Below are 24659 nucleotides of genomic sequence, written 5' to 3'. Positions count from 1 at the left end.
TGGATAGCCAGCCAAAACTATGTATTTTTACCCTGTTTTGGCTGCGTATCTATTTGGATAGCCAGCCAAAACTATACTTTCAAAATTACAGCAATGGAAAAACTAATCGGCAGGCAACATGAAAAAAAAATATTGCTGGAAACGCTTTCCTCTTCTGAAGCTGAGCTGGTAGCCGTATATGGGCGGAGACGAGTTGGTAAAACATTCTTGGTGCGACAGGTATACCAGGATCATATGGCATATGAATTCTCCGGCGTACATGGCTCCCCGGCAAAGCAACAGCTAGAAAATTTTCGCAACGCTATCGCATTAACATTAAATACACCTGTTCTCCCTGCTATACCACACAACTGGACAGAAGCATTTTTGTTGCTGATTCAACTACTTTCTCCGCAACTTAAAAAAAAGAAGATGGTTATCTTCTTTGACGAATTTCCATGGTTAAGTGCGGCTAAATCCGGCTTTCTGCCTGCCTTTGAATATTTCTGGAATTCCTGGGGCTCCAAACAGGCCAATCTTGTGGTGACTATCTGTGGTTCTGCCGCTTCCTGGATGATCCAGCGAGTGGTAAACAACAAAGGAGGATTACACAACCGGATCACCCGGAAAATACGCCTGCTTCCTTTCGACTTACAGGAAACAGCCGCCTATTTGAAGAGCCGGTCTGTAAACCTGGACCATTACCAAACACTCCAGGTTTATATGGCACTTGGCGGCATCCCTCACTATTTAAAGGAAATCAGGAAAGGAGAAAGTGCTACCCGGGCGATCGATCGCTTGTGCTTTACAAAGGATGGTCTGCTTGTAGGCGAATTTTCCAACCTGTATAATTCTCTCTTCGAAATGGCAGATCGCCATATCGCTGTGGTAAAAGCGCTTGCCGCCAAACCATCTGGACTCACCCGCAATGAAATCATACACGAAGCAGGTTTGCAGAGCGGTGGAACTACCACCAAATTGCTGGAAGAACTTGTCCAATCGGGATTCACAGCTGCTTATCTCCCTTTTGGCAAAAATGCCAAGGATCTAATCTATAAACTGGCCGATGAATATAGCCTGTTCTACCTCAAATTTGTTGAACATTCCCGGGCAACAGGACCTGGCACCTGGATCAGGCGGGCTTCCTCTCCTTCCTGGAAAAGCTGGAGCGGTATGGCTTTTGAAAATATTTGCCTGAAACACACCCCTCAAATTAAGCAGGCATTAGGTATTGCCAGTGTTTACACAGAAGAATCGGCCTGGCGATCTAAAACAGCACAGATAGACCTGTTACTCGACCGCCAGGATGGCTGCATTAATATTTGCGAGATGAAATTCTCAAACACCACATTTACCATCGAGAAATCATATGCCACCGAGTTACAGCGCAAACTCGCTAACTTCCAGGACGAAACCGGAACAAGAAAAACGTTGTTTTTAACAATGATTACCTCCTATGGTGTAAAGGATAACCAGTATAAGAACATGTTGATTCATCATGAAATAACAATGGAGGAGCTATTTAAGTAGAATACACCTCCTTTACGGCATTAACACCCCCTTTGCGCTATACTTCTTTTCGCCAATGGTATACACCATCTTCGCTCCTTTACCGTCGATGTCATAAGATGCAGCACTAAAAGGTACGATCACCTCGTTCTTTGTATTAATCAATCCTGCCTCCGTATCGCCATCCACCTTTTTGGTGACCAAGGCAATACCCTCGTTAAATGGCCGTGCGGTGGCATACATACAGGGAATCACGGTCTGTCCGCTGGTACTAATATAGCCAAAATCAAAGTGCGCATTTCTTACCTTGGCTAAACCACCTGCAAATGGCTCCACGTCCTGGTACTCCTTCAGATCAATGACCTTCTTTCCCTTATTATCCAGGAAATAATGATGACTGTTTTTATCATACACCAACAATAGGCCGTCGCTATAAGTATTACCATTGGTATAATAAGGCGTAGATGTCAACAGCTGCCCCTGGTAATCATATAAAGAACAGATGCCCTGCAAGGGGCCGTCCGGCTCTGATTTATTGGCATATAACACCGGTTCCTTTTCATCTTTCATGATATCATCATAAACCATCGGGATCACCATTTTCCCATTGCCATCCATTAATCCTTTCAACCCGCCTTCTTCGTTCTTCATTACCAGGACCAGCTGTGGCGAAAACTCCTTTGCTACCAGGTCCAGTTTTACCAGCTGACGGGCTGCAGTATCCAGGCGGTAATAATAGTACCCGTTATAGTCTGAACTGGAAAAAAAGAAAGGATTGATGGCGGTCATTTCTTTGTAGACGGGCTGTATTACAAATTTACCACCGGCATCCATAAAGCCATACTGATCGCTCTTCGTATCTTTTACTAAATAGAGGCCGGCATAATTAGGAGAAAGATTTTTCAGCATCAGCTTCTTTTTCACTTCTACCCGGGCTTCTGCCATATATACCCTCACCCCGGCTACTTTGCCTTTATAATACCCTTGTGTATATCCTCCCCTGCCGGCGTCAAAAGGTGTGCCACCGGACATTTCATCCAGCATGGCTTCCTGCAGTGCATGAATATCCTTAAAACGTCTGTTGTCTATTTTCTTCACCAGTTGCTGTAAGATATCTTTGTAGGTTTTCAATAACTTGTTCATATCGTCAGGATTATGCCCACTGCCGTTGTTCCTGCTGATATAATCCAACGGTTTGCCGTCCTGGTTAAATGCTTCTATATAGAGGTAGTTTTTGTAAGCGCTGTCTCCCATCAGTAACCTTAACTGGTTATCCTTCATCTTATCGATTTTAATGGCAGACCCTTTGAAAGTAGCCGTGGAATTGGATTTATCCAGCTTAAGCACCGTCATCTTAACAGGGTAGCTGTAACTAACCGTGGCCAGTACGCTGTCGATAGTTTTGGAAGATGGTATAGGCGTAGAACCATCCAGTGCATAAGATTTAGCCTCGGTAGTACCATCCGCAAAAAATATTCTCTCGGATATAAAATCGGGGGATTCCAGGTCGTAGTTATCATTGTCATGCACGGCGTTATTGGCTTCCAGTACACTGTTAGGATACTTTACTTCCTGGGTTAACCCTATATTCTCCAGGTAAGTGGCATACCCTGATGTAAAAACATCCACCGGTTTTAACTGGTAGGGAGCTACCGTGTCTTCTTTTCCCGTGTAGTCATTTTCTTTGTCCTCCGCCATACGCGACAGGAACTTAATAAAGTGATCTATTCTTTCACTTTCTTTTTGTAGTTCGTCTTTGGCAGCCGCCAGCGTTTTCCCGTCAAACTGTTTTACAAATGCCTTCAGTTCTTCAGAAGGTTCCGTTTTCATCTTACAGGCGGCCAACAGCGCCACCGCCAGGGCTATACAACTAATGCGCTTCATATATTGCATAAAAATCCGTTGATCAGTGATTTATTCTATTACAAAATGGGGCTCGTTATTTTTATCGATACTCACATAATAATCCAGTGGATACACCTTGTTGGCATCTTCTATATAGCAGGCCGGATCGTCTTTACCGTCTATGATCAATTTGGCAAAACGACCGTCGGGCGTAACATACAGGCTGGTATTTTCAGCCAGTGTAACCGTATCCGTTATATGTGCCAGGTCTATGATACTTTTCCATTGGGCTTGTCCATCGGTAGGCTTATACAGGTGCCAGGCCATGGCCTTGTTTTGTTCCAGCGGAAACAACAGGTTGGCCAGTTGCTGGGTATCTTTACTTTGGTACGCTGCCTGCAACTTCCGGTAGTGTGCCACCACACGATCTTTAGCATCCGGTACTTTACGGATGTCGGTAGCAGTGGCATAAGCCGGCAAATCAAAGGGCTGTATGGTGGTTTCAAAGGTTTGGTTAATAGTGGCGGAAAGTTGTCCTGAAAACCGCGATGCCCGGATGGCTTTATAGTAATGCGGTTCCAGCTGGATCATCGTATCGGCATTGGGAGTCTTGAACTGCAATATTACCGGTAAAAAGCAGGACTGGTCGCTCCATTTATGCACAGCTACCGTTACCACCGACTCCTGGTGCAGACGGCTTCGGGGATACCCATCAAAATCAACGCCTGGCAATAGTTCTACCATCAGTGTTTGTTTACTCCCTTTCTGCAGGTAGGAATTAATATCGGCTGTTACGCCCAGGGTATTTGCCCTCAGGTGTGTAAGCGCCAAAAAGCCGTTTACATACACGCGGTATCCGCACTCACTGTTATCTACCTCCAGCCGGTAGTTGTCGCTGGCGCCGGTGGCAGGAACAGTAGTGTAGGCGTTGGTAACTTTGTTGTTTGCCGGTTGATTAAAATACAGGGTGATGTACGATTTTTCTTTGTTGCTAAGGGTAAGCAGGTTACCCTTATAATCGGTAACGGTAAAAATGATATTCTTTTCCACAGTTTTCCAGGTTAGATCGGGGCCGGAGCCCTCTTTCAACCCGGTGCCGAATGCCGATTCCAGGCCATTGAGCACTTCCAGGGCGCCTTTCTCTGTTTGAAAGGAAATACGGGCGATCGCTTCCTCTTTCAATTCAACCTGCAGTTCTTTTACTGGCTGGCCATAGTAGGTAAAGTCGCCCTTCAGGTGCATTACCAGTACACGAACGGGCACAGAGTCTACCTGTACCTGGCTTTTTGATAATGTGGCTATGAGGGAGTCGAGCTGCTGCCGGTGATGGATATTTTCGATCGCCGTCAGGGAGGAATGGCCACAGCTGGCCATCAACAGGGCATACAACAAAACAATGCCAAGGTATAATTTATTCATGGTGAGGAGGTGCTTAGGGTTGAATAAAGGAGATACGGAAGGTAGGGGCTTCAGCAATTTCAGTAACCGTATTAATATTTTTAGGGAGAGACAGGCCCATTAATTGTTGCTGATTCTTCCAGACCAACAGGTCGTTCTCTTCATTGGCATAAAATTCCCCGGTAGAATCGGCGCCGGGCTTGCCATATAAGGCAGTGAGCTTTTCTTTGAGATTAACAGCATCCTGTTTATTCTTAAATAACGCTACGGATACGCGCTTTAGGTGTAACTTATCTTCATCTATGGCAATAGTCATCCCTGCCACCGGCATCCCCAACAATTGTATATATCGCTCATCGTTAAATTCATATCCACTGATTCCATTCCGGACAAAATGGAGAACGGGGTAATCTGCCAGCAAGTCACTGTCACGTGTGATAGCATCTATTTGAATGATGTCGGATGGCTTTTTGGGTGTGGGCCGGTTACAAGCCCACAAAGTACTTAATAACAAACAGTACAACAGGCAACTTTTCATGTTCGTAGTGTGATCGGATTATAAAAGCCTGAAAGTAAAGAAAAATAACCGATCCGGCTCCGCCGGTAGCGTATATGCGGGTTATAGGTTTATATATGCGGGTGGAAAACAAACATTCGCGTGAAGAGCTGAAGGCGTAAAGCAGAAAGCAAAAAGCTATTGTAGCGAATAGCCTATACGATTTTCAAATATTCGCAACGGTTATCCTCCACAATAGCTTTTTGCTTTTTGCTTTCTGCTTTACACTTTCTGCTTATCCAGGCTATAAGGTCCTGGTCCGAAATAAGCCAGCAACAAGGCGCCGCCCAGTATCGCCATATTTTTCATAAACATAGCCATCTGCATTTGCTTTTGCATCGGATCGGTAACAGACCAGAAGTTATGTAAGGCAATACTTACCGGCACCAGGAAAATAACGACCAGCCAGGCGCCATATTTTACCTTGTAGCCCAGCAGTATGCTGAGTCCCCCCAATAAAGCGAGCAAACCAGCAAAAGGCACCATAATGCGGGCAGCAGGCACCCCGGCCGCCGCCGCATAATCGGCGCCGGCTCCCATTACATGGTTAAGCCCGGACATAACAAAAATGAGGGCAAACAGTATGCGGCCCAGCAACGGAACTATTTTCATAGTAAATAAATTTTAATAATACAACAAACCTAGCGGTATTCTGGTTGCCGGGAAAGAGACTTACCCGAAGGATAGTGGTTTCCTATACTATAGCAGGGCTTTCCGTATCTTTACCAATGGAAAGAAAAATGATTGTATGCGAAAAGAAAACTCTTCCAATGCTATCAATGGAAGGCAGTTACGGGGCGATTGTGGCACGGCCTATACCCTTTCGCTCATCGGCGGACGGTGGAAGCCCACCATACTCTGGCGGTTGCTCGACGGCAAAATGCGTTATAATGAACTAAAGAAATCAATATCCGGTATTTCAGAACGGGTGCTCGTACTACAGCTACGAGAGCTGGAAAATGACGACCTGGTAAAACGGATTATATATCCGGAAGTGCCTCCCCGCGTGGAGTATGAGCTAACCCCGCTGGGATGGAGTATGGAAGCACTGTTACAACATATGTCTGACTGGGGCGTAGCGCATAAAAAGGCCACCACAACCCACAAGACAGAAACGCAGGTTATGGTGGATAAAGGTTAATATGTCAGGCCGGCATCGTCCAGCGCTCCCATGGCCAACGACGTCCAGTCTGCATCATGCACATCTTTTGCCATTATGGTGGTGAGCCTCGACTGCACCAACTGCGCCATTGGCATCGGCGTATATGAGCGTCGCGCCGTTTGCAAAACCAGGTCCATATCTTTCAAACCCAGGGCGGCGCCGAACGAAGGACTACCGGTGAATTTCCGGTCAATTATCATGGCACCATAATTACGAAATACGGGGCTGGCAAATAAGGTAGTGGTCAGCATTTCATAAGCCACCTTCGCATCCACCTTATTTTTTTCTGCCAGTGCAAACGCTTCCGCCATTAGCTCAATAGAGGCGGCAATCATAAAGTTGCCAATCAGCTTCAACACATTGGCACTACCTGCATCTTCTCCCAAATCAAAAATATTTTTAGCAAATCCTGCCAGCAACAGCGGTTTTATCCGCTCCTTTGCTGCTGCCGGACCTGAAATCACAGCATTACCTACTTTGGCTGCCGCCGCATCCGGACGGGCAAAAACAGGCGCTGTGACAAATTGTACGCCCTGCGCCTGGTGACGTAAGGACAACGCGGTAGAAGTATCGGGCGACACCGTACTCATTGACACGTGAATGCCCCCGGGGCCCAGTGCTTCCAGCAAGGCGTCTGTAGATATCGCTTCCAACGCCGCATCATCTGCTACCAGGCTCAATACCACGCCTCCTTTCTCCGCTGCAGCTGCCGCTGTATCTACCAGCACCGCGCCCAGCTGCTCCAGTGGCAATGCCTTTTCGCGGGTACGATTATAAATTTTCACTTTGTATCCTGCTTTCACCAGGTTTTCTGCAATGGGGTAGCCTAAATTACCAGTTCCTATAAATCCAATGGTTTCCATATAAATCCAATTAAAAAGTTTACTGCTCAAATCTAGTGTTTCGGGCGAACTTATGGAAAACACATTTGTCCAATACTTTCTTGGCAACAAAACATACCTGTTCTTATCTTGACCAGTGGCCACATCCCCTTTTTTTCACTAAATTCCGGGTATAATCCTGATGCCTTGAAAAGAAGCCTTTTTCTGTTATGCTGTTTGTATTCCTTGCTATTGCATGCCCAACAGCCATTGACCCGGAGCACTACCCGCAGTACACATGCATACGTATATCAGTTAAGCGACCAGGAAGCCAGGGAAATATTTCAATGGCGGCATAAAAAACGTACCTGGGCACAGGAAAAATATTTACATACCCTGCAAACGTCCTATCCGCAGGACAACCCATTTCCAGCTACCATACCTCCGGGCAACTACCTGGTGGTAAGCGCTAATAAAAATGACCTGGCATATGCCTTTCAGCAGGTACATAACCTCCGTTTCAAGCTGGTATCCAACGATCACGATCTCGCTATATTACTGCACGACAACCAGGGCGCCATTATATCCAATGCAGAGGTGCAGGTCGGTGGCCATCACATTCCCTGGGATGAAACTACTCATACCTACCGTCTGCCCAGATTCCGCAGCACCGGTACGGTAACCGTGCGCTACAATCAGGTGCTGAACCTGTTTCAACTAGCCAATAACCGGCAGCCCCGTAAAACATCCTGGTGGAAAAGGCTCCTGCCACATCACAATCAGCGCACCTACCGCACCCGCCCGGAAGACGCCGACTTCTACGTGACCACGCCCTCAGAAACACATTATAAAGGTTTCATGGCATTCAGCAAACCCAAATACAAGCCAAATGATACAGTACGTCTCAAAGCTTTTATTACCCGGAAAGATGGACGGCTAGTAAATACGCCCTTACTGCTCCGGCTCTCCTGCCGAACCACCCTGGATACCATCCTCACCGTGATCCATCCTTACCGGGCCGGTGGGTATGACTACGAATTTGTACTGAACGACAGCCTCGATCTCGACCTGGATGACAGATACCTCATCACCCTGGAAACACTGGCCAGTCGGAAATATGCGCTCGACAACAATGAAACAGACCTGGACGATGAAGCCTATGCTGCCAAAAGAACGGTGCTGATACGCGGCACTTTCGAATATGAAGAATACGACCTGAAAAGCATCCACTTCAGCACCCGAACCGATCACGAGGAACATACCCGCGGCATGCCCCTGTCGCTCTACCTAAAGGCCACCGATGAAAATGGCCTCCCCGTTATGGATGGCCGGGTAACTATTACCGTTACCCCAAATACAGTCCGCCAATATCATGCACCGTTTGTGTTCATTCCTAAAACGCTCTGGACACATGAAACCGCGCTGGACATGACCGGCGAAACCAAGGTAACCCTTCCTGACAGCATCTTTCCGGCTGCTACCTTTTCTTATACTATCGCATCTCAATTCCTTAACAGTAACAATGAATCACAGCGTAGCAGTAATTATATAGATTATACTTACGAGCCCGATGACATCAGTTTTTCAAAAACGGCCGATAGTATATCCATTTCGTTTAACCGCGCAGGGAAGGTAAAAACAATGCCGGCTGTCCTTCGCTTAGTCAATGGTTCAGGGGATACCATAGGCAGGTTATCACTGATGCTCCCAACCAACGTCCCTGTCCAGCCCTTTGCAGCCAGTTACCTGGTCACTGCCGGCGGCGTCAGCAGGCAATACAGTATTGCCCGCGATGAAGCCAGGATCACGGCAAATAATTTCCGTACCCATGATTCTGTATTTATCTCCGTCAATAACCCATCGAAGTTATCTTTCTGGTACAGCATCTTCGCCGACAACAAACTGGTAGACAAGGGCTACAATCAGCAGCTGCTGTGGAAGGCCGCCAGTATTACTCCACGGTATTACTCCGTGAGTATTCAATATATTCTGAATGACCAGGTGCAACGCGAGAACTTTTACGTACCCTATGCCGACAAGCAATTACAGGTAAGCATTAACAGCCCATTAGCCATTTATCCAGGTCAGACTTCCCGTATAGGCGTTACCGTAACAGACATAGAGGGACGCCCGGTGAAAGGAGCTGACGTGACCGCTTACGCTATTACCAGCAAATTCAGCGGTTACCAGGTACCGGCAGTTCCTTACCTGGGCAGGGAATACAACCTGCGGAGAAAGTACAGCCAGCAGCGCCTCAACAACAGCTATCGGGTATTGACTACCCGGCTGATCAACTGGGAAAGATGGAAAAATGATATGGCGTTGGATAGCATCACTTACTATCGTTTCCTCTACGCAACCGGCATTTACTACAACACCGCCCCGGTAGCGTCGGGGATTACGCAACTGGCGCCCTTTATCCGTGAAAACAATACCATCCAGGCGCCTGCAATGGTGACTATCGACGAACAACCGGTATACTTCGATCAGGCCGGCCAGAGCAGTGCTTACAGCTTTGCGGTAAGTCCGGGTAAACACAGGCTGGAACTCCGTATCCGGGATAAACGTATCATCGTAGACAGCATTGAGGCAGTTGGTGGGATGAAAACCTTTGTCAGTATTCCGGTAGACGAACCCAACACCCGGATAAAAACAGAAAAAATGCCGACTGCCCTCACCTCTGCAGAACAAGTTATCTGGAGGCGATACCTGGTTCCATTTGAACTAAACGGACCTGCCAAGTATACGTACATTCGCCAGGGCAATAATATCTACTGGTTCAGAGGCAATTACTATAGGGGGCAAGTCGTGTTGGCAGGGCCGCTGCACGCATCTGAGGCCGAATATGTTGTAAAAGGCAACTTCTCCCAAACCTTTCAGTCCGAACCAGGTTACGCCTTCAGCATCCGGAAAGGGTTAGTCAAGGAAAAAGAAATACCCGACCAACGCCACCGCCCATTCTTTTATGTAAAAGAATGGCTTCAGCCACCATTTTACGACGAGGTATTCACCACACAGGCGATCGACACCAACTGGGAAAATGAGCAGGGGAAGACTTCCATCGACCATCATATTTACCCTGGCTCCGGTGACCAAGGCAACGGATATGACCTCCAAATAACTCCCGACACCTGTTTACCAGAGAAAGAAATCAGGCAGCTTTTTCTTTATCGCTATGATAACCCTTCTTTTGTAGCCATTTACCCTAAAAGTTCCAGGCGTTTCACGGGGTTGGATCCAGGTTACTACCGCCTGCTGGTACTGCATTACAGCAACCGCTACTATGTGGCGGATAGCCTGGAAGTAAGAGAAGGCGGGAACACATATTACAGGTTACTGGGACATAAAATAGTATTCAACGACAGTGTGAGCAGGGCATTGCACCAGGCGATCCTCGACTGGCCTTCCAACCAGCCTACTCCTGTTGAACAAAAAGTAGACTTTAATACTGCATTTAATCAAGAATATCTTACCAGTAAAAGCTTTACCAGGACTGTTTATGGCGTGGTTACAGACAAAAAACTGCATACTCCCCTCACAGGTGTAACGGTGAAACTGAAAGGCACCAACACCGGCGCCGTTACTGACTCGAAAGGGTTCTTCCGGTTACCGGCCACCGAAAAAGGGATACTCATTTTCAGCTTAATCGGTTACAACAGCGAGGAAGTATCCCTGAAAAACCAGGATTATTTTGATGTGGGAATGGAGGCCAGGGAACAACACCTGCTGGAATCGGTAGTAGTGGTGGGTTATGGTACTGTAAAGAAAAGTAATCTTACCGCCTCCATCTCCAATGGCAGAGAAGAATCGCAACACTTCTTCGCGTACAATACTAATATAAGAGGCGACAGTACCCGTAATCTTCCGCCACTGATCCTTATAGACGGCATTCCTTATGCCGGCGATTTGAAAAGCCTGCTGCCCGATCAGATCAAAAACATGACAGTATTGAAAGATGCAGCCGCTACCGCGCTTTACGGCGCCAGGGCAGCGAATGGCGTGATTATCATTACCAGCAGTAAAGCAGGTGCATTGGCCGCGTTAAATAATGAGGAGGGATTACCTGCTGGCAATTCTATCCGTACCCACTTCCGGGACGATGCCTTCTGGCAACCCCGGTTACGTACCAACGAAAGAGGGGAAGCCAGCTTTAAGATTACCTTCCCGGACGATATTACCAGCTGGAAAGCCTACGCCCTGGCATATACAGACCAGCGGCAAACGGGCAGCACAGAGGCACAGATAAAGGCGTTCAAACCACTGAGCGCTACTCTCTCTCTCCCAACATTTGCTATCGCAGGCGATAGTATCCGCATTATCGGTAAAATATTGAATTACGGGAGAGATAGCAGTACGGTAAGTCGTGCGTTTTATGCCAATCACCGCCTCCTGGAGCAAGATAACATCGGGGTGCAAAACAGTTATATCGATACATTCCCGATCACTGTACCAATGAGTGACAGCGCATCCTTTCAATATAGCATTCATACCAGCGGCGACTATTTCGATGGCGAGTACCGGGCTATCCCGGTAATGCCAGCCGGCGTGAAAGAAACAAACGGCTTCTTTGCCGCACTTCCGGCCGACACCACGTTTACCTTTGCTGCACGTGATACGGGCGTTATCCACGTTTATGCCAATACCTCCCTCCTGCCGGTATTACTGGAGGAAACAGACTACCTGGAACGCTACGAATACCTCTGCAATGAACAGATGGCATCCAAACTCACTGGCCTGCTCCTGGAAAAGCAAGGCCGCCAATTGCTGAGGCAACCATTTGATAAAGACCGGAAAATCCGGCAGCTAATCTCAGACCTGCAGGGAAATAGAAATAAGGATGGTAACTGGGGATGGTGGCATAAAGGAACAACGGAATACTGGATTTCCCAACATGTGATACAAGCCTTTCTAATGGCAGAACGGCAAGGATTTTCCGTTAACCTGGATAAGACCTCTCTGATTAACTACCAGGTATTCCTTCTCAACAGTGCGGCGTACACAGATAAAATCACCCTGCTCGAAACTTTACATATGCTGGGCGCGAAATTGAACTTCCCCGATTACCTGGATACATTGAAAGCGCCGAAAAACAACCTGTACGACCAGTATCGCCTGCTATACCTTAAACAACGTATGGGCATGACTGTTAAAACAGACTCACTCCTGGCCCGCCGGCAAACGACTATGATGGGCAACAGTTATTGGGGCGAGGAAAACTACCAGTTCTTTAACAATAGCGTACAAATTACCCTGCTGGCCTATAAAATATTAAAGGCTGCAGGCGGACAGGAACCGCTGCTGCACAGCATCCGCAACTGGTTCCTCGAAAAAAGGCACGGTGGTAACTGGCGCAATACATACGAGTCGGCCAGCATCCTCGCTACCATTATGCCGGATGTATTAGAGGCAGGAGAACAACACCCGGCTACGTTACAAATAAACGGGCAAGCAGTTACTCAATTTCCGTACAACCATACGTTGCCAGGTAGCCAGTCATTACAGGTAAGCAAAGGTGGAGGCGCCACCGTTTACTTCAGCGCCTGGCAGCAACACTGGAATCCGGCGCCATTACCGGCCAGTCACCAGTTCAGCGTTAACAGCAAATTCATCCAGGAAGGTAAAAATGTAGCGCAACTCACTGCCGGCAAAAGTGTACAACTCACCGTAGAAGTAGACGTAAAGGCAAATGCCGATTATATTATGGTGGAAATACCTATTCCTGCCGGTTGTTCTTATGAGGAAAAAAAAGGCAGCTGGACAAACAACGAGGTACACCGTGAACATTTCAAAGACAAGGTGAGCATCTTCTGTAACCAGCTTAGCAAGGGCAGGTATACCTTCCAGGTGGCGCTGATGCCCCGCTATACCGGTCGCTATCACCTGAACCCCGCCAAAGCGGAAATGATGTATTTCCCCATATTCTTTGGCAGAACAGGCCTGACGCAGATCAATATCGCTGGAGCAAAAAAGTAGCCCCCTTTCCTCCCGCAAATGGTTTATTTAATGTATATTAATAGCAACACCAACACCAATTAAACCGTTCCACGATGAAAACAATCCACCAATGGCTGGATGACTACGGTACCAGTCACCGTAACCCAACCAACAAACTGATTCACTGGATCTGCGTACCTGCTATCTTCTTCAGTATTGTTGGCTTCCTGTATGCGGTGCCGGTTCCCGGCGTTTCTTTTATGTACCTGACATTGGCGCATATTGCCTTGCTGGCGGTCATTCTTTACTACCTGCGGCTTTCTGCTTCATTGGCTGCCGGGATGCTGTTGATTGGTATTATATGCCTGTGGTTGTGGCGCATGATAGCTGCCACCGGGCTGACCTGGCAGGTGGCGCTGGTTATTTTTGTGTTGGCCTGGATTGGCCAGTTTATAGGCCATAAAATAGAAGGCGCCAAGCCATCGTTTTTCAAGGACCTCCAATTCCTCCTGATAGGTCCGGCCTGGTTGCTGAGCTTTATATATAAAAGAGCGGGTATACCGCTGTAAGCTTATCCTGCGGCGAGGTATAGCCGTAATATATACGACATCTCGTACACGATAAATGCGATGACCAGTACGCCATGAAAAGTGCGGCTGGTAATCCGTATAGCCAATAAACAGAGTGCCAGGTGCAGGATATTACGAATAGGATATTCTACGCCCAGATGTTGCAGGTATTCCGGGCCTTTCAACAAGGTGTCTATCACATCGGCCACAAAGGAAAATGCCAGTACACCAAAGAACCACTTCCGCCGGGAAAAGAAGTAATCCTGGTAGCCGTTATAGTCTTTCAGATCGTCGGGGTATAATAGGGCGCACAAAACGAAGAAGTTGACAATAAAGAATACAAAAAAAATGTATTCCGGGAAGGTCCACCTTTTGATGACATGTAAAGGAATTTCCCACCACCAGAAATGCACCAGCAGGATAAAGATATAGAACACCCAGGCAAGGTGTATCCAGTAAGGTTTTTCACGGCCTGGATGTTGTACAAACTTAACAGTCCCTTTTAAGAGATGGGCAATACTTAAACTAAGAATGAAGCCCATCACCATCCTGATATGTCCAAATGTTTCCATAGCGCCGGGGTTTATATGGAAATTAAAAAATTATCTCCATAAAAACTATCTCATAAAACAAAAGCCCCGATTAAAATCGGGGCTTATTTACCTAAACCTACAACTGTTACACTGTTATTGCAACAATATTTTTATGTCGAAAACTGTTCCGTTAGTGCATGGCTGACGGATCCAGTTTAGCTGCTTTCTTAGCTTTTACCATCAGTACAAATGGTACGCAGATCAGGAACATCAGCCCCAGGTACAGGAATACATCCATGTAGGATAATATTGCTGCCTGTTTGGTGACGCTGTAATCCAGCAATTTATAACCGCTGCCGAGGGCTTTGTCTGCATCCATACCTTTGGCGGCGAAGCTGTGTGCCAGGCCATTTACCCGGTTTATGACATCGGGGTTGTTGGTATCCAGCTTGGCTACCAGGTCGTTGCGGTGCAGCATATTCTGGCGGGCCATAAAGGTAGTGATCAATGCCACCCCGAATGAACCTCCCAGCTGACGCATCATACCGGTGAAGGCCGCACCCTGACCAATCTGCTGGCCTTTGAGGCCGGAGAGGGACAAGGTAGTAATAGGAATGAAGAGCAATCCCATACCCACACCGCGAACAATCAGCATCCAGAAGAACGCATCCGACCCGGTATCTGCAGGGGTGATAATTTTATATCCCCAGAAACAGAAGCCAAAGAACAGGAACATACCGGAAGCTACCAGGTATTGTTGCGGCACTCCCTTCTCTAGCAGCTTACCGATCAACGGCATCATAAAGGCCGTGGTCAATGCTGCCGGGATCATGAGCATACCCGACTGGGTAGCGGTCCATCCCAAAGATCCCTGTGTATACAGCGGGATAATAAAGGTAGATCCATATAACCCGAAGCCCATGATAAACGATAATATCGTACCGGCCCGCAGATTACCGTCTTTCAATACCCGCAACTCCACGATGGGATTGGGTGTGGTAAGCTCTCTCCAGATAAAAAAGAAGAGGGCCGATGCACTGATCACGGTCAACAGGGTGATGGTAGGATCATTAAACCAGTCGTCTTCCTGTCCGCGTTCCAGCACAAACTGCAGGGAACCTACCATGATGGCCAAAAGGCCGATACCCAGGAAGTCGATTTCGCTGATGGACTTTTTATTACCGTATTTGGGGCTGCGTACGAACTGCAGGGTGAGCAGGGTAGCAATAACGCCAATGGGAATGTTAATGTAAAAAATGTATGGCCAGGAGTAGTTATCTGTGATGTAACCACCGAGCGGGGGACCCAAAGTAGGGCCGATAATTACCCCTAAACCATAGATGGCCTGGGCAATACCGCGCTTTTCGGGCGGATAACTTTCCGTGATAATTGTTTGAGAGGTTACCAGCAACGCACCTCCTCCAAGCCCCTGTATGAAACGGAATAAGATCAGTTCCACCATGGTAGTGGAATTACCGCAAAGGAAGGAGGAAACGGTGAATATGATAATTGACGCCGCAAAATAGTTACGACGACCGAACTGCTGGGATAACCAACTGGTCATCGGTACAATGATTACGTTACCGATGGCATAGGCGGTGATCACCCATCCGATTTCACTCAGCGTAGCACCCATATTACCACGCATGTCATTCAACGCCACATTTACGATAGTGGTGTCCACTATCTCCAGCAAAGCGCAGAAAATAGCGGTGATCGTAATGATCACCCTGCGCGAACCGTATTCTATCAATGATTCTTGTTGCATGCAGCAGTTTATATTTTGAATGAGGACAACGTTGCCCGGAGTTAATAATTAATGACGATAAGTACCTGTCTGTTGAATTGGTCTTTGCTGTTGGTATTTGCCTGTCATTAGTCTTTGCATGGTTTCCATTAATTATTAACTCCGGATAAGTTGCTATTCATGTATATGATTAGTTAAGGTGCACGTCTACCAGTACGTTCATACCCGGGCGTAACTGTTTAACCAGTTCATCGTTAGGGTTGTCGAACTCAATTTTTACCGGTAAGCGTTGTACCACTTTTACGAAGTTACCAGAAGCGTTATCCGGAGGCAGCAGCGCAAATTTAGAACCGGTGGCCGGCGAGAAGGAAGTTACTTTAGCTTCCAGCGCCTTTTCAGGATAAGCATCGATATGTACTGTTACTTTCTGACCCAGCTTCATCTTGTCCAGCTGTGTTTCCTTGAAGTTAGCCACTACCCATGGAGTAGTGCTCAATACCACGCTGAATAAAGACTGACCGGCAGTCACGAACTGACCTGGTTGTACAAATATTTTTGACAGCACACCATCTTCCGGAGCAGTGATCACGGTGTAAGAGAGATTCAGTTTAGCATCAGCTACGTCGGTTTCGCGTTGTTTGATACCAGCGCTGGCGATGTTGATTTGTTTGGAAGTAGCGCCGCTCTGGGAAGACACTACATTTGTTTGACGGGCGGCAGCTGCTTTTTGTTTAGCCAATACATCCAGCTGACGTTCAGCAGTTTGTTTGGCAGCAGAAGCCTGTTCAAACTCCTGTTGCGTGATAGAGTGATCTTTAATCAGGTTGCTGTAGCGTTCGAAATCCTGGCTGGCTCTCCAGAGATTTACTTTAGCTGCGGCTATCTGTGCGTCGATCGTACCTATCTGTGCTTCAGCAGTACTGATATTTGCCTGTGCAGCGGCGGTGGTAGCTTCAGCAGCTCCCAGGTTAGCCTGTGCAGTATATAATGCGTTTTCCGCCTGTTGTACTTTGATGGCCAGGTCGCGGTCATCCAGGATAACAAGGGTATCTCCTTTCTTCACCAGCTGGTTATCTTTCACCCTTACTTCTTTCACATAACCGGATACACGGGGTATTACTGGGCTCACATTCGCATCGATCTGCGCATTATCGGTTTCCTCATGGTGTAAGGCGTGAATATATTTGGTGATACCAAAAGCACCACCACCAATTACCAGCGCAGCCAGCACTATGATGAACCCTTTGCTTCTCTTTTTAGGCGCGGTTGTTTCCTGCATATTTATATTGTTAGTAGGTTTTGTTTGTGTTTGCGTTTCCACGGCTTTGATATTTTTTGGTTTGTGCGTATTATTTGTTGTTGGATTCCAGTATGCCCGCTGCCTGTAACAGTTTGTTGTAAGCTACGAGTGCATCTGCCTTCGCATAAGCGTAGTTGAGGTGCGACTGTAAGTTTGCCACATCGGCATCCAACAAGTCTGTTGTAGTAGCCAGGTTGTTATCGTGCTTATTCTTCGTAATCCGGTAATTTTCTTCCGACTGTTCAATCGCCTTAATATAAGTGTCCATTTTCTTATGGCTCAGGAGATAGTTTTCGTAAGACTGGTAAACGTCCATATGAATACCATCTATGAGTTTGGCTTGATTGGCCTGTACCTCTGCCAGTTGCGCTTTCGCACCGGCTACCTTGGAACCTGTTTTCCAGAGGGAAGACAAGTTATATTTCAGCCCTACCCCACCGGTAATTGCGTTGGTGATGGTAACCACGTTAGGGATATAAGCTGCAACATAACCACCGGTAACCGCCAGGGAAGGAAAATATTCTCCTTTTGCACCTTTCACACCAGCATTAGCTGCTTTCTCACGCGCTCCCAAAGCCTGGGCATCTTTACGGTTCTGATAAGCCAGCTGCTCAAACTCTGCCTCTCCGCGTCCGTCTACGTTATTATCTACCTTAAATACGGTGCTGTCTACCTGCAACAAAGTGTTGTCTGGTAATCCCAGCATAATATTCATGTTGAGATTGGCAATTTTGAGATTATTCTGTGCGTCCATCAATGCCAGCTGGTAGTTAGACTGTTGCAACTCTGCTTTTAACAGGTCGTTGCGTGCCAATAATCCATTCTGTTCTTTGTTGGAAAACTCTCTCACTCTTTGGTCCGAAGTTTTAATATTCTCTTCTACCAGCGTCACGGCTGCTTTAGCTTTATACAGGTTGCTGTAGGCAGCAATAGTATTTTGAATGATCTCTTCCCTGTCTTTATCAACGTCCAGTTTGGCTGCCTGTTCCAGGTACCGGGCAGATTCTTTACCACTCTGTATGATACCGCCTGCAAAAATGGGGATGGACACATTGGCCATACCGTAGGCGGCAGAATTTACTTTAGGGCTGGATCCGCTGCTGCCGCCGTTGCCGCTTCCCGTATTCAGCTTCAGATCTATATTGGGTTGGGTAAGGCGGAGATAAGAACCGGAGACACTAACATCCGGTAATTGGCGTTCATTGGCTGTTTTCAGTGAGGCAGTGGCTTCAGCAACTCTGGCCTGGCTCACTTTCAATTGTTTGCTGTTTTGTATACTCAGCGATATGGCTTCATTTAACGAAAGCGGTTTTATGCTCTGTTGTGCGGATGCTGTCTGGTAAAAAAAAGTCAGCAGGATTCCCGATGCAAGCGCATATAATCGTGTGTATATGCTTTTAGAATTCATGTGTTAGGATTGCTTTAAACAATTTTTTTAAATGGGTACTTACCCTGGTTTTGACATATTCCCGGAATTCATCGTCATTCGTCACCGTAGCCGGGGCACTTTTCTTTAATATATGTTGAGCAGGTATTACCTGGTGAATAGTCCCGAATAATGTAGTCATCAACATTTCCACATCTACATCTTTATAAAAGATGCCTGCCTCCTGTGCCTGGGTTACGATGGGCTGCATTAACCCGAGCATCTCTCCTTTCAGTTCCCAGATCAGGTCCCTTACCGGGCTTGCCTGGCTGTTCAGCTGCTCGCGGCTCATAATACACTGGAAGTATTGCTCTCCCAACATCTTATTGATAAACCGGTCGATCAGGCTGTTGATCTTCTCCAGCGGCTCCAGTGTATTGTTCTCCAACAATTCATTGATGAACTTACGGGAAGCCTCCATTCTATATCTGAAAATAGTTTCCAGCAGCTTGTCCTTCGATCCGAAATAATAGGAGATCATGGCAATATTCACGTCCGCCTCCTGTGCTATGTCTCTTACCGATGTGCCATGAAAGCCCTGGTCGGCAAATAGCCGCTCTGCAACCTTTAAAATCGCGAGCTGTTTTTCACTATACTCTTCCATGTTCCTTTTTGATTTGACAAAGCAAAGTTAAACAAACGTTTAATTTAAACAAGCGTTTATTTAATCGAATGTTTAAATTTTATTTAATTATATTTATATTGTATTAATAATCAATATATAGTGAAAATAAATTAAGCACTTTTTAATTTTTGTTAACAAGAAGGTAATCCAGGATGACAAAAAAAGCGCCCGGATTCCCAGCCAGTCAACCTGCACAAGGCCCGGTTTTCCCGTTAAGGAAATCTTAAAATGAGCACAAACTACCGGCGTATAACAACTGGAAGTCCACGAAATGGACAGAATGGGTTAAAATAAAAAAAAGGCGGTGCGACCTCTGTAAAAGCTCTGCCCTGCATAAAAGCAAAAAGCATAAAGCTATTGAAGCGGATCACCAATGCGATTTTAAATGTCGCAAAGATGATCCGCTTCAATAGCTTTATGCTTTCGGCTTATACTTACTTCAGTGAATTAATCCACATCGCAATCTTCGTCGCATCGGCTTGTGGCACCTGCGGTAAAGGAGGCATTGGGGTAGCATAGCCGGGCCAGTTTTCCGGCTTAGGATTTTTAATCAGCGCGAGGATTTTGGCAACTGAGTAATTCCTCTTTGCTACATCCCGGAAACCCGGACCTACCTGTTTTTTATCAGGATTGTGGCAGGAAGAGCAGGTGTATTTATTCAATAAAGGCTTGATCTGCTCATAGGTCAGCGCTTTTGTCGCAGCAGGAGCCGCTTCCTTCGCAACCGCCTTGGCTTCTGCGGCTTTGACAGCAGCCGACTTAACAGCGGAGTTTTTGGTACTCAGCGCAGATACCGGCAGCTTCGCACCCTCAGGAATATTATTCAGCGTGTAGTATACATCCGGATGTACGAGGGAATAGGCATTCTCCTGCGCACGGATACCATTGAGGGTCAGTTTGTGGATGTAGTACTGACGCAGACCATCTATCACCAGGCGCACTTTCATACCATCGGGCGATACCTGTACTCCTTTAACTGTCAGTTTTTCTGTGTTAACAGTAGGACTTCCATACACCGGGTGATACTTATAGATAAAGCTTTCTACATTGTATGAAGCAATATCTTCTGCATATTTTTTATCGATGGGCTGTGTAAAGGTGATTTCAAAACCATCGGGCTGAGCGCTCACCGTTCTCATTTCAAATGGTACGCGGTTATTCCACACCAGGCGTTGAAGGCCTTGATTGGCATCGCCGGCAGAACCCCATCCACGGTTGGTTTCGCCTACGAAGAGGGAACCGTCTTTACCCCAGGCCAGGCGCAGCACGCCGGATTGGAAACCGCTTCTGAAATCCCAGGCAGCACCCTGGTATTCACCATTCACTTTTTCCAGGTACACGCGCATAATCTTACTCTGACCCTGGTCGCCGATCAGCACTTGTTTGGCAAAAGGACCAAATACGCCTTCAGGAATGGTGGTGAGCTGTGAGTTGGAAATCCCTAATACACCGTGTGGTAGCCATACGGCTGGCAACTGTACTTCAGGGAAATATTTCTTCATATCAAACAGCGTCACGAACTTTTCGTTTTCTACGTTTTCCGGTTTGATGGCACGTCCATTGGCATCTTTGCGGAAACGGGGATCTACCTTGGCATACAGCGCTTCAGTAGTGAGTTTTACCGGTGAATTGGGTAAGCCTGTCCAGCGCAAGCCAGCCGGGTGTCCTACGAAGCTACCTTTCTTCACGTGGGTAAGTCCGCCGGAGCCCATCCAGTCACCCTGGTTGTCGGTGTAAAACAGTTCGCCATCAATAGTACCTAAACCGCAGGGAGAGCGGAAACCGGTTGCCCATGGTTCCATTTTACCGTCTTCGGTGATATGCATCATCCAGCCTCTCCAGGGTACACGGCTTTCACCACGCCACCACTCTTCGTCACCAAAGGCAACGTTGCCGGATACGAAGAAAGATCCATCAGGTCCCAGTACCGGGCCAAAACTGTACTCGTGGTAATGACCGGATAACGGCCATGCATAAACGGTTTCGAACTTATCTATTTTACCGTCCATGTTGGTATCGGTCATTTTGGTCAGTTCGCCGCGTTGTGCGCAGTACAGGGAACCGTTCTTGTAAGCCAGTCCCAATACTTCATGCAGCCCCGAGGCCACTTTCCTGAAATAAGGTTGCTTGCTGGTAGGGTTTTCCACGATGAAAATATCGCCGCGGCGGGTAGCCACGCCCAGGTCGCCATTAGGCAGGGTACATAAGCCACCTACTTCTAGCAGGGTACCTTCCGGGGAGCTGATACGTGCAATGCGGAAAAAGTCTTCTTCCTTGGGCGACTCCTGTGCCTGTACCCCGGTGATAGCAGTCGTCATCAACAACATGCCGGCGGCAATTCCTGCTGTAATTCTTTTATAATTCAGTTTCATAATAGTCATTAGTATTGCTGCTTAGAAGATAACCGCATAACCTGTTTTAGCCTGTACTGGCACAATCAGTTCTGCACGGCCATTCTGGTTGCGGATGATGGCATTCGCTTTGGTATCGTCCATCTTCACATAATAAGATTTGTCGCCGATCAAATACATACCAGGGGCTACCTGTTCTATGCTATCTGCCACGGCTATACGCAGATACAGCTCAGCCGCAGGTTGTGCTACTGTTACAGTACGGTGAATACCCTGGTTTTCCGGCAATACGCTGATATCATCTGTTACTGCGGTACCATACACCTGGTATTGGAAAGTAGGCTTACCTGTTTCGTCGAGTGTATAGCCGGAAGGACGATAACCCGTACCAGTGGTATCATTCGTCCATGCCGCGTCTTTACCCGACAGCTTCTCAATGGCTAATGCCACCTGTGGGGTGAGCACCTGTACTGTACCCATAGGGCGGGAAGAACCGTCGCCACGGTCGTGCCACATCGGGGTGGTGTTGAGGAATTCGCCGCGCCACACCTGTATAGGCTGGCCATTGTCCATATCATAGGTGTAATGCACTTTAGCAGGGCTTCCTACAGAAACCGCGTGTACCACGCGTTTACCCGGGATATCCATAAAGCTGCGCAACACGGTGTTTTCGTTGGCCGTTACCAGGATTGGATCAGTAACATCATCCGCCGGTACGTTGGCATCGCTGATCACAAATTCACGGATGCCTGCTTCTTTCACCGCTAATGTCAGGGAAGCTTTAGCCCAGTCGGTAGTTTTGCCATACAGCACTTCCACCGCGTGGTTGCCCGGTTCCAGGTTCACATCTCCGCGACCATCCCAACCGCGGGGAGTGATCACTGGTTTGTTATCTATTTTCAGTGCACCCGGACCACCGGAAGTATGGAGATTAAATCCATAATCTCCCGCTTTTTTCACCACCAGGGTAGCGGTATATCGTACTACAAATTCATTATCAGGCAAACCGTTGATGTTAGAGGTCAGTTGTGCGGAAGTACCGGTAGTAGCTGGTTTCAGCGTACTAAAATCCGGTTCTTTGTCGAAGCGGCCTTTATATACACTGTATTTCACGTCCTGCAGCTCGGGGCGGGGCGAGTTATAGTTATTGACTACAATATTTCTGAAGGCCACGGTGCCATGATCGCCCTGGATGCGGAGCGGGCCTGCTGCTACTTCATTATTTTGTACCGCACCGCGGGTGGGGCCCGACAGTACTACGTTTTCATGAATGGTAACGCCATTCAGCACCAGCTTCAGGATCACGGCGTCGGCAATTTTATTGCCGGCAGCGTCGAAGCGGGGCGCCTGGAAAGATATTTTCATATGCTGCCACAAACCTGGCGCGCGGCTTACATTCTGACGGGGAGCATGTCCATCATATCCTTGCTGACCGGCAGGCTGGTTGTCGTTCCAGCGTTCATAAATACCTCCGTTGTCGGAAGCCCGCGGAGCAGCGGTGCCCCAGCTGTCGAGCAGCTGAATCTCATACCTGCCTTGTAAATAAATGCCGGAGTTCGAACCTTTCGACATCAGGTAGTCGAGCTCCAGATCGAGATCGCCATGTTGCCAGCTGCTGAAAAGATCCTGTCCGTGCGTGTTTTTCGCAGGCAGGTTCACCAGGATACCGGTTCCTTCCGTTGTTTGCAATACATTCTGTTGCTGCAGGTCTGCTTTAACGCCACCGGCTATACGCCAATTGGCCGCTGGTTGCTGAAAAGCAGATAAATCAGTTAATGGCAGTTTGTTCTGGGCCATCAACTGCTGACAGCTGCCAATACTTAACATCAATACCAAAGTTCTCCGGTCGTACACACGTAACTGTTTCAACTTTGGACGGAACTTGTTCCATCTAAGCATAGATCTGGATTTTTTTAAAGAGTTTACATTGTTTGCTAAATGCATTTAGCTCGCTTGCTATAGCTTTAGTTTTTTTATTCAGGTAATTCCCAAAATTGTTTTTAATGAAAATTTAAATTTCAACTATTTGTTTGCTAAACTAATAACGTGGAACACCGCTAAACCTAGAACGAGGCGCCAAAATAGAAATTAATTGTAAAAAAGTAGTAGCAGGGGTCAAAAAATTACACCAGCGGTAAAAAAGGAGTTACGAACAAACTACCCCGTCACGAAAAGTAAGCTGGCAGCTAATTCTTAAAATATTTTAAAAAGAAAAAGGGAAGTAAACAGGCTACTTCCCTCCGCTTCATTCTAATAAGTAATTCCTATAATTTTAATCCAAAAGCTTCCAGCTGTAACCGGGTGCTGTCATAATCCCGGTGGCAAATGCCATTAATACCCAGCCCATTGGCTACATCCACAAACATGGACCGGTCTTCCAGGTACACGACTTCCGCCGGCCTTACCTGGGCAATGTCTAACGCTATCTTATAGATATCGGCATCCGGTTTACGCAGGTGTACAAAACAGGAAGAGATATAAAAATCAACGAACCGGTTGATATCAAAATGATGAATACGGTGTTCATTCAGCTCCCTTCCTTCATTATTTACGATGGCAATCTTCAGCTGGTACTTAGCTTTCAGGGCGGTCACCATTTCCAGCATATCCGGGTAAGGCGCAGACTGCGCATACATAAAATCGCGAAACTGTTTACGGGTAAAGCTGCGGTCTTCATAAAAAACAACCCGGTTCAGGTATTCATCTAACGTAAGTTTCCCTTCTTCATAGGTATCAAAAGTAAGGTGATGCCGCTCTTCCGTTTCCAAGGCATCCAGTCCAAACGTTTGTACAGCCAGCTTACGGGCGGCCCTGTCCCATCCGTTCGTGAGCAATACGCCACCTATATCCAGGAAAAGGGTCGTAATCGGGGTAATCTTATCCATCTCAATAAAAATTTATGCT

General features: G+C 47.1%; 17 protein-coding genes. 4 read left to right on the top strand and 13 right to left on the bottom strand.

Going from position 1 to position 24659, the window contains the following annotated elements; all coding sequences use genetic code 11:
• Window positions 1-93 precede the first annotated feature (93 nt).
• A complete protein-coding gene (locus tag HGH90_RS09600) occupies window positions 94-1509 on the top strand; it encodes an AAA family ATPase (protein WP_169190957.1) in 1416 nt (471 codons plus the stop codon).
• 12 nt (window positions 1510-1521) lie between these two features.
• Here the strand turns inward: HGH90_RS09600 and HGH90_RS09595 are convergent, their stop codons facing one another.
• From HGH90_RS09595 to HGH90_RS09580, 4 genes are all read right to left on the bottom strand, one after another.
• A complete protein-coding gene (locus tag HGH90_RS09595; protein WP_169190956.1) occupies window positions 1522-3381 on the bottom strand; it encodes a WG repeat-containing protein in 1860 nt (619 codons plus the stop codon).
• 21 nt (window positions 3382-3402) lie between these two features.
• Entirely contained in the window at window positions 3403-4752 is a 1350-nt protein-coding gene (locus tag HGH90_RS09590; RefSeq protein WP_169190955.1) for a hypothetical protein, read from the bottom strand.
• 13 nt (window positions 4753-4765) lie between these two features.
• Entirely contained in the window at window positions 4766-5269 is a 504-nt protein-coding gene (locus tag HGH90_RS09585; protein ID WP_168764213.1) for a hypothetical protein, read from the bottom strand.
• Window positions 5270-5509: 240 nt separating this feature from the next.
• Window positions 5510-5899: a DoxX family membrane protein gene (locus tag HGH90_RS09580; protein WP_168764214.1), complete on the bottom strand. Its 390-nt coding sequence runs from the start codon at window positions 5897-5899 to the stop codon at window positions 5510-5512.
• Window positions 5900-6035: 136 nt separating this feature from the next.
• Here HGH90_RS09580 and HGH90_RS09575 point away from each other — a divergent pair, with 136 nt between their 5' ends.
• Window positions 6036-6428: a winged helix-turn-helix transcriptional regulator gene (locus HGH90_RS09575; RefSeq protein WP_168764215.1), complete on the top strand. Its 393-nt coding sequence runs from the start codon at window positions 6036-6038 to the stop codon at window positions 6426-6428.
• Here HGH90_RS09575 and HGH90_RS09570 read toward each other — a convergent pair.
• Window positions 6425-7312, bottom strand: a complete 888-nt coding sequence (locus tag HGH90_RS09570; protein WP_168764216.1) for an NAD(P)-dependent oxidoreductase — start codon at window positions 7310-7312, stop codon at window positions 6425-6427. The two genes, HGH90_RS09575 and HGH90_RS09570, sit on opposite strands and share 4 nt — an antisense overlap.
• Before the next feature lie 165 nt (window positions 7313-7477).
• Between HGH90_RS09570 and HGH90_RS09565 the strand changes: the two genes are divergently transcribed.
• Both HGH90_RS09565 and HGH90_RS09560 read left to right on the top strand, forming a co-directional pair.
• Window positions 7478-13243, top strand: coding sequence for an alpha-2-macroglobulin family protein (locus HGH90_RS09565; RefSeq protein ID WP_169190954.1), 5766 nt, complete (start codon window positions 7478-7480; stop codon window positions 13241-13243).
• Window positions 13244-13317: 74 nt separating this feature from the next.
• Window positions 13318-13773 carry a DUF962 domain-containing protein gene (locus tag HGH90_RS09560; RefSeq protein WP_168764218.1) on the top strand — a complete coding sequence of 152 codons (456 nt, stop codon included), beginning with the start codon at window positions 13318-13320 and terminating at the stop codon, window positions 13771-13773.
• A gap of 2 nt (window positions 13774-13775) precedes the next feature.
• Here HGH90_RS09560 and HGH90_RS09555 read toward each other — a convergent pair whose 3' ends face one another.
• From HGH90_RS09555 to HGH90_RS09520, 8 genes are all read right to left on the bottom strand, one after another.
• A complete protein-coding gene (locus tag HGH90_RS09555) occupies window positions 13776-14345 on the bottom strand; it encodes a hypothetical protein (protein WP_168764219.1) in 570 nt (189 codons plus the stop codon).
• Window positions 14346-14496: 151 nt separating this feature from the next.
• The gene (locus HGH90_RS09550; protein WP_168764220.1) at window positions 14497-16074 is read right to left on the bottom strand and encodes a DHA2 family efflux MFS transporter permease subunit; all 1578 of its coding nucleotides are present in this window, start codon (window positions 16072-16074) and stop codon (window positions 14497-14499) included.
• A gap of 169 nt (window positions 16075-16243) precedes the next feature.
• Window positions 16244-17332: an HlyD family secretion protein gene (locus HGH90_RS09545; RefSeq protein ID WP_169190953.1), complete on the bottom strand. Its 1089-nt coding sequence runs from the start codon at window positions 17330-17332 to the stop codon at window positions 16244-16246.
• A gap of 70 nt (window positions 17333-17402) precedes the next feature.
• A complete protein-coding gene (locus HGH90_RS09540) occupies window positions 17403-18761 on the bottom strand; it encodes a TolC family protein (protein WP_168764222.1) in 1359 nt (452 codons plus the stop codon).
• Window positions 18751-19383, bottom strand: a complete 633-nt coding sequence (locus HGH90_RS09535; RefSeq protein WP_145670938.1) for a TetR/AcrR family transcriptional regulator — start codon at window positions 19381-19383, stop codon at window positions 18751-18753. The genes HGH90_RS09540 and HGH90_RS09535 overlap by 11 nt, the downstream gene beginning before the upstream one ends.
• 455 nt (window positions 19384-19838) lie before the next feature.
• Window positions 19839-21776, bottom strand: coding sequence for a hypothetical protein (locus HGH90_RS09530; protein WP_211092965.1), 1938 nt, complete (start codon window positions 21774-21776; stop codon window positions 19839-19841).
• A gap of 21 nt (window positions 21777-21797) precedes the next feature.
• On the bottom strand, window positions 21798-23654 hold the full coding sequence (locus tag HGH90_RS09525; RefSeq protein ID WP_169190952.1) for a DUF1080 domain-containing protein: 1857 nt from the start codon (window positions 23652-23654) through the stop codon (window positions 21798-21800).
• Between the two features lie 365 nt (window positions 23655-24019).
• Complete coding sequence (locus tag HGH90_RS09520; protein ID WP_168764224.1) at window positions 24020-24640, bottom strand: HAD family hydrolase; 621 nt, start codon at window positions 24638-24640, stop codon at window positions 24020-24022.
• Between the last annotated feature and the right edge of the window lie 19 nt (window positions 24641-24659).

Origin of the sequence: Chitinophaga sp. Ak27 (genome assembly GCF_012726295.1) — a bacterium.
Lineage (GTDB): Bacteria > Bacteroidota > Bacteroidia > Chitinophagales > Chitinophagaceae > Chitinophaga.
This window is presented reverse-complemented; position numbering and strand designations above follow the sequence as displayed.